This window comes from Limnohabitans sp. TS-CS-82 (assembly GCF_002943475.1).
This window is the reverse complement of record NZ_PTQX01000010.1, coordinates 210,281-217,147: the sequence shown is the minus strand read 5'-3', so window position 1 is coordinate 217,147 and position 6,867 is coordinate 210,281. Positions and strand designations below refer to the sequence as shown.

11 protein-coding genes are annotated in these 6,867 nt (G+C 56.6%); 4 read left to right on the top strand and 7 right to left on the bottom strand.

Translation table 11 applies throughout. The annotated features are described in order from the left end of the window. The coding region (locus C5F52_RS19385; RefSeq protein WP_146100125.1) for a transposase at positions 1-472 on the bottom strand (472 nt) is incomplete at its 3' end. A 77-nt stretch (positions 473-549) separates the two neighbouring features. Here C5F52_RS19385 and C5F52_RS19380 point away from each other — a divergent pair. Both C5F52_RS19380 and C5F52_RS19375 read left to right on the top strand, forming a co-directional pair. Continuing rightward, complete coding sequence (locus tag C5F52_RS19380; protein ID WP_104799993.1) at positions 550-819, top strand: hypothetical protein; 270 nt, start codon at positions 550-552, stop codon at positions 817-819. A gap of 18 nt (positions 820-837) precedes the next feature. Further along, entirely contained in the window at positions 838-1,266 is a 429-nt protein-coding gene (locus tag C5F52_RS19375; RefSeq protein WP_104799992.1) for a thioesterase family protein, read from the top strand. A gap of 64 nt (positions 1,267-1,330) precedes the next feature. On the opposite strand, the gene C5F52_RS19370 is transcribed toward C5F52_RS19375, so the two are convergent. From C5F52_RS19370 to C5F52_RS19355, 4 genes are read right to left on the bottom strand one after another with little or no spacing between them, the layout of a single operon-like run. Then, on the bottom strand, positions 1,331-1,909 hold the full coding sequence (locus C5F52_RS19370; protein WP_104799991.1) for a YceI family protein: 579 nt from the start codon (positions 1,907-1,909) through the stop codon (positions 1,331-1,333). 21 nt (positions 1,910-1,930) lie between these two features. Continuing rightward, positions 1,931-2,512, bottom strand: a complete 582-nt coding sequence (locus C5F52_RS19365; RefSeq protein WP_104800010.1) for a YceI family protein — start codon at positions 2,510-2,512, stop codon at positions 1,931-1,933. Next, the gene (locus tag C5F52_RS19360; protein ID WP_104799990.1) at positions 2,505-3,059 is read right to left on the bottom strand and encodes a cytochrome b; all 555 of its coding nucleotides are present in this window, start codon (positions 3,057-3,059) and stop codon (positions 2,505-2,507) included. Before C5F52_RS19360 ends, C5F52_RS19365 begins: the two co-directional genes overlap by 8 nt. Before the next feature lie 9 nt (positions 3,060-3,068). Continuing rightward, positions 3,069-3,857, bottom strand: coding sequence for a class III extradiol ring-cleavage dioxygenase (locus tag C5F52_RS19355; RefSeq protein ID WP_104799989.1), 789 nt, complete (start codon positions 3,855-3,857; stop codon positions 3,069-3,071). A gap of 93 nt (positions 3,858-3,950) precedes the next feature. Here C5F52_RS19355 and C5F52_RS19350 point away from each other — a divergent pair, with 93 nt between their 5' ends. Together C5F52_RS19350 and C5F52_RS19345 are read left to right on the top strand one after the other, a co-directional pair. Further along, positions 3,951-4,832, top strand: a complete 882-nt coding sequence (locus tag C5F52_RS19350; protein WP_104799988.1) for a LysR family transcriptional regulator — start codon at positions 3,951-3,953, stop codon at positions 4,830-4,832. Positions 4,833-4,905: 73 nt separating this feature from the next. Then, positions 4,906-5,172, top strand: a complete 267-nt coding sequence (locus tag C5F52_RS19345; RefSeq protein ID WP_104799987.1) for a DUF2789 domain-containing protein — start codon at positions 4,906-4,908, stop codon at positions 5,170-5,172. On the opposite strand, the gene C5F52_RS19340 is transcribed toward C5F52_RS19345, so the two are convergent. Together C5F52_RS19340 and C5F52_RS19335 are read right to left on the bottom strand one after the other, a co-directional pair. Next, positions 5,161-5,901, bottom strand: coding sequence for a sulfite exporter TauE/SafE family protein (locus C5F52_RS19340; RefSeq protein ID WP_104799986.1), 741 nt, complete (start codon positions 5,899-5,901; stop codon positions 5,161-5,163). The two genes, C5F52_RS19345 and C5F52_RS19340, sit on opposite strands and share 12 nt — an antisense overlap. A gap of 46 nt (positions 5,902-5,947) precedes the next feature. Beyond that, a complete protein-coding gene (locus C5F52_RS19335; protein WP_104799985.1) occupies positions 5,948-6,865 on the bottom strand; it encodes an NAD(P)-dependent oxidoreductase in 918 nt (305 codons plus the stop codon). Positions 6,866-6,867: the final 2 nt, after the last annotated feature.

Here is a 6,867-nt window from a genome sequence, read left to right as displayed (position 1 = left end):
GGCGAGACTGCCAAGCCTTGACTTCGTCCATCACGGCATCGGTGACGGTTGAGATCAGCGTGGGTGAGACTTCTGCGCCGTACATTTCTTCGAGGTGCGCTTGGATCTCACGCACCGTCATGCCACGGGCATACAAGGACAGGATCTTGTCATCGAACCCCGTCCAGCGGGTTTGGTGCTTGGGCACGATCTGCGGCTCAAAGCTGCCATCGCGATCACGGGGAATCTCGATGGGCAGTTCGCCAAACTCGCCCTTGAGCGTTTTGCGGCTCTTGCCGTTTCGGGTGTTGCCCTTGGGATTGGCAACGGGTTCGTTCTTGCCGTGCCCAAGGTGCTCAGCCATCTCGGCTTCAAGGGCTCGCTCGACCAAGCGTTTGGTCAATTGTTTGAGAAGCCCGTTTTCTCCGATGAGGTCTTCAGGCTTTTTGTAATCCGCCAACAGGCGGTCTATCAGTTCGTTGCTTACGGTCATTTCTCTTCCTTTGAAGATGAAGGCAGTTTCCTGCCATTAGACCGTTTACACAAAATCTAGGACACGCCCCCAAGGCTTTGTTTTTACAGCGCGTAGGCCGCCGCGAGATCACGCAAGAAGCGGCCAATGCCTTGATGTTCAGCTTGTATTTTTCAGGCTACCTCAGCATGCTGTTGGCCTTCAAGGTGGAAACCCCAGACTTTGAGGTGCCCGACTACTTGCACACCCATCCCGTGTTGGAGGCTTCAAACCGGTGGGCCCAGCGTGCAAGCGATGGCCATTTGTTGGCGCAATTGGCGCAGCCCATCATTCGCGACACGCAAGATTTGTTGGACGCGCTGAACTAGCGCTTAATTTTTAAAACCATGCCCCGTATCCAATTCGAACTCCCTGACCATTTCATCTTTGCCACGGACATTCAGATCTACATCAGCCATGTCAACCAAGGTGGTCATTTAGACAACGCGCAATTGCTGACTTTGGTGTCAGAGGCGCGTGTGCGGTTTTTCAAATCACTGGGTTACACCGAAGGCAACGTGGCGGGCCATCCCATCGTGGTGGGCGACATCGTGGCGCAATACAAGTCGGAGGGCTTTCATGGCGAGACGATGCGCGTCAGCATGGTGCCGCAAGACTACAACTCTTACGGCTTTGATCTGGTGTATCGCATGGAGTGTTTAGACACGCACCGCGAAGTTGCGCGCGGCAAGATCGGCATTGTGTTCATTGACCGCAGCACGCACAAAGTGGCGCTGGTCCCGCACGAGTTCATGGCGCGCGTCAAGGCTTCTTAAGGCGCGGCTCAGCAGCACAAAAAAAAGCACCCTCGCGAGGGTGCTTTTTTCATGCAAGTTTGCTTTATTGCTGAATCGCTTCGATGGCAATGTCAATGCGCACGTCGTCGCCGACGTAGGGGGCGAATTTACCGGCGTTGAACTCCGAGCGTTTGATCACCGTCCAAGCATTGGCGCCCAAGGCGGCTTTCTTCAGCATGGGGTGCGGCATGGCTTGGAACGCGCTGACCGTCAACGTCACAGGCTTGGTCACGCCTTTGATGGTCAACTGGCCGTCAATGCTCGTGGGCTTGCCGTCTTGGTACACCACTTTGGTGGACTTGAAGGTGGCTTTCGGGAACTTGGCAGTGTCCAAAAAGTCTTCGCCTTGGATGTGGCCGTTGAAGTCTGCAAAGCCTGTGTTGACCGAGGTCATGTCGATGACGATGTCCACCGAGCCTGTTTTGCCTTCGGCATCAAACACCACGGTGCCCGTGGTTTTGTCGAAGCGGCTCAACTGTGTGGAGTAGCCAAAGTGTGAGTACGAAAAACGTGGGAACGTGTGCGTGCCTTCGACCACGTAGGTCTGAGGTGCAGCGATGGCCGATGTGGCCGCCACAGTTGCAAAGGCCAAAGCGGCGGCGATACGGTTGAGTTTTGTCATGTAAAGACTCCTGGTTAAAAATTATTTGCCCGCGGGTGCGGTGAGTTGAAAGTTGACTTGGATGTCATTGGCCACCACATCAAACTTGGCCCACATGCCTTCTCCAATCAAGAAGTCGGCGCGGTGCAAGATGAATCCACCGGTGAATTGGCCGGTAGCGCCTTGTGGTGTGTGTTTCAGCGGAAATGAAATGTCCTTGGTTTGACCTTTGATCGTCAGCTTGCCCGCCACTTGGTATTGATTGGGCGCCGTCTGTTTGATCTGGTTCGACACGAACACCGCTTTGGGGAAGGCGGCGGTGTTGAACCACGCTTTGCCAACCACTTCTTGGTCTGCGTCGGAGGAGCCCGTGTCGATGGACGCCAGTTCAATTTCAATCGTGGCTTTGGCCGCCGCGACTTTGGCTGGATCAAAGCTCAGCTGCGATGAGAATTTTTTAAATTTCCCATCCATGGCGACGCCCATTTGTTTGTAGTTGAACGTCACGCTGCTTTTCTCGGCCTGAATCGACTTGTATTCAAGCGCTTGCGCGGCGGTGCTCAACCCTGTGGCTAACACGGCTGCAAAAACGGTAGAACGTGTGAGATTGAAAAATTTAAGCATGGTCATTTCCTTGTGAATGTTTGTGCGGCAACATGCGCGTCAGAATGTCGTCGCGGTCGAAGAAGTGGTGTTTCAGTGCGGCGCCAACGTGGCCCACGATCAAGGCCATCAAGACCCAGTTCAAGCTGCCGTGAATCAATTCCAAGAGCTGGCCCAGTTCTTTGTCGCGGTTCAGCAAGTCGGGCAGCGGCAGCACGCCAAACCAAACCGTTTGAACGCCTTTGGCAGAACTCATCAACCAGCCCGACAGCGGTATGACCATCATCAAGGCGTACAGCAAAAAGTGTCCGCCATGCGCGAGCCTTTGCAGGTGGATCGACATGCTGGCTGGATACGCGGGCGGTGGTGTGAGGACGCGCCACAAGAGGCGAAACCACACCAAAAAGAACACGCTGACGCCGGCCCATTTGTGCCAAGAAAAGTACTGCAATTTCTCAGGCGACAACGGCATGTCGCTCATCACGAAACCGAGGGCGAGCAAGCCAAATAGGGCAACGGCCATGAGCCAATGCAGGGCTTTGGAGAGGGGGTGGTAAGAGGTTTTCATGTGCTTTCTTCAAACAAAGGCATAGCCGTCCATGGCCAGCACGTAATCGCTGATGCCACGGTAAAACGGCTGGGGTTGTGCAGAGGGGCCTGCTGCGCCGAGGGCGACAAACAGGGGCAACAGGTGCTCTTCGGTCGGGTGTGCGCGCACGCCATCGGTGGCGTGTTGACGGTAGTGAAGCAGGCTGTCGACATCGCGATGGCGCAGGTGCTCTTCGAGCCAGTCTGAAAAGGCCTGAACGTAAGCGGGCGATTGCCCTTGTTGGCTGGCCACGATGCGGTAGTCGCCCAAGTTGTGTGTCAGATTGCCAGAGGCGATCACCAAGAAGTCGTGTTCGGCCAAGGCGGCGAGCGCTTGCCCCACTTTGTAGGCGTGTGCGGGGCCTGCATGGCCTTGCACGGAGACGGGAATGATGGGCACATCGGCGTTCGGAAACATCTGCAGCAATGGCACCCACGCGCCATGGTCCAGACCTCGCGTGGCGTCCACGTCAACGTGTGGAAATTGCGTTTTCAGCGCAGCGACCACTTCTTGCGCGCCCTCAGGGCAGCCCGTTGCTGGGTATTTCATGGCGTACAACGCGTTTGGGAATCCGTAGAAATCGTGGATGGTTTCCAGCGAAGTCGCGGTGCCCACGGTGGGGACCTGGGTTTCCCAATGCGGGCTCACCACGATGATGGCGCGTGGCGTTGGCAGGCGGCTGGCCACCTGTGTCATGGCTGCACCCGCTGCGCCTGGATTCAGGGCAAATGTGGGGGCGCCATGTGGCACGAAGAGGACATTGCGAAGGTTTTGCATGGTTCAAAGTTTGTGTGTTGAAGCGAATGTAGGTTGTTAAAGAAATTAGAAAAAGTATCTAGTCAGCAAATGCTTGTTGCAAAATACGCAACAATGGATAAATACAACGCAATGCAAGTGTTCGTCAGGGTGGCCGAAGCGGGCAGCTTCACGGCCGTGGCCAACCAAGAGAACGTGGCCCGTTCCGTCATCACGCGGCAGATTGCGGGGCTGGAGACTCAGCTCCGAACCAAGCTCATCACGCGCAGCACCCGCAGCCTCACGCTCACGACGGCAGGGGCGGCTTACCTTGAAAAGTGCCGCGTCATCTTGAACATGGTGGATGCGGCAGAGTCCAGCCTGTTGGACGAAAAGGCTGTTGCCCGAGGGCGTATTCGGTTGGGGTTGCCGCTGAGTTTTGGATTGCAGCGTTTGATGCCTGAGCTGACAGAGTTCGCCAAGCAGCAGCCGCACATTCAGCTGGCCATGGATTTTTCAGACCGGCGCGCCAATTTGATTGAAGAGGGCATCGATGTGTCCATCCGCATCACGGCCAATCTGGACCAAAGCGACATTGTGAGAAAGCTGGGTACTTGCCGTCTGATGACGGTGGCGTCACCCGACTACGTGCTGCAACACGGCCAAGTCACGCACCCCCGTGAACTGCAAAACCATGAATGCTTGGCTTATTCGATCAACATGACGCCCACCTCGTGGGACTACCAAGTGGAGGGGCAGTTGTCGCACTTCCCAATCCGTGGCCGCATCACCGCCAACAACGGCGTGGCGTTGACCAAGGCGGCGGCGGAGGGCTTGGGCATCACACGCCAACCCGATTTCATCGCGCAGCCTTTCATTGCACGTGGCGAGGTGGTGGAGATCTTGAGCCAGTTCGCGTCTGAGCCTTTGGGCATTTATGCGGTCTTGCCCAGCAATCGCTACATCCCGCATCGGGTGTCGGTGCTGATTGAGCATTTGTCGCAGGCGCTTGTCTAGTCGTTGCCATGCAGACATGTGGACGCGATTGATGTAAAAACGGGTCTTCCATGGCTTTTAAAACAGGTGACCTATGGAACAGTCGATACATCGGTTCACAGATTTGTTCGCGCAATTGGGCTTGCCGTCAGACCCCACAAGCATTGCGCAATTCGTGCGCGACAAGCAGCCCCTATCGGAGGCCATTCGCTTGCCCGACGCGCCGTTTTGGACGCAAGGGCAATCCGAATTTTTAAGTGAAGCCTTGGCCCAAAACTCAGATTGGGCCGAGTTGGTGGATCAACTGAGTTTGGCGTTGCGCGCACCGCCGCATGCGGTGGCGTCTGAGTTAAAAACTTGAGACCGCATCGACGATGAGCTTCACCGACACCACAAACAGCCCGAACTGCACGAGTTTGTAGAACCAAACGTCAGCAATCTTCTTGGTGAGGTACGCGCCCACCACCGTGCCGATCAAGGCAAAGGGGATCAGCACCGCGGCACTCATCAAGTCGTCGTAGCCGTAGGGGCGCAACTGTTGGTAGGGCCAAATTTTGGCGGCGTTGATGATGGCGAACAAAATCGTGGCCGTGCCTGAAAACTCGGTCTTTGGGAGTTTTTGCGGCAGCATGTACACCTGAAAAGGTGGCGCACCCGCGTGCGAAATAAAGCTGGTGAAACCCGCGACCAAGCCCCAAAACACACCCTTCTTCACATCGGCAGGACGCGCTGCTTGTTGGGCTTTGCGTTTGAGCCAAGTGTTCAAACAAAACCCAATGCCCATGAAGCCAATCAGCAGCTTCACAGCCACATCAGACACCATGGACGCGGTGAGCCAACCAACGATCACGCCCCCCACGCCCGCAGGGATGAGGATTTTCAAATTGATGGCGCTGAAGTTTTTGCGATACAGCCAAATGCCCACCATGTCCGAGATCACATAAATGGGCAGCAGCATGACAGCGGCTTTCACGGGCGACATGAACAGCGAAAGAATAGGCACGGACAGCATGCCGACCGTTGGCAGGCCACCTTTGGACAAGCCCACCAACATGGCCGCGATGCTGGCCCAGATTAAATAATTTTCCATAGAGGGTCAGGCCCATGGCCTGACGGTGTGCAGAGCTAAGAAGTGCTTATTTTCGCTTCTTGGCGCGTGGCGTCGTTTGCGTCCATCGCTCCAATACGTCATAGACCGATGCGGTGTCGTTCATGCCGTGCCCCATGGCCATCGCGGCGTTGTAGATGGGCAGGGTTGCTGAAAACAAGGGCGCGGGTGTGTCGGTGGCTTGCAGCAGCGCTTGAATCAGCGCCATGTCTTTTTGCCATGTCGACACTTTCATCGTCGCGTCTTCCCATGACCGTTCCACCATCATGGGGCCTCGCACTTGCAGCATACGCGAGCCGCCTGCGCCATCGGCCACAACTTTCACAATCGTGGCGGGGTCGAGGCCCGCACGCGCGCCCATCAAAATGGCTTCGGCGGATGACACGTTGTGAATCGCCACCAACAGGTTGGCGACCAGCTTCATGCGCATGCCGTTGCCAAAGTCGCCCACGTCATAGCGGACGCGGGCAAAGCCTTCAAACACCGCATGCATGGCGCGAATGGCTTTGGCGTTGCCGCTGGCGTAGACCGCCAAGTCGCGGGTCAGCGCTTGGGCACCAGTGCCCGACAAGGGACAGTCCAGCAGCGTGATGCGGTGTTGGGCCAGTGCGGTTTTGTTGCGCAGCTTGCACACCTCGGGCAAGGTGCTGGTTTCTGCGGCAATCAAGCCCTTGAGGCCGGTGGCCAGCAACTCGGCGCACACGAGATCGAGTGCGGCTTCGCTGGGCAGTGACAACAACAGGTGCGTGGCATGTTGCGCGACCTCGGCCACGTTTTTGCAGACGTGGCCGCCCGCTTTTTTCAGGCGTTGGCGTGAGGCTGCAACGGGGTCGTAGCCAAACACCTCAAACCCAGCCTTCACCAAATTGGCCGCCATCACTGAGCCCATGATGCCCAGCCCAATGACGCCCACGGTGTGGCGGTTGGCGTTCGGTGAGGTGCTCAAGC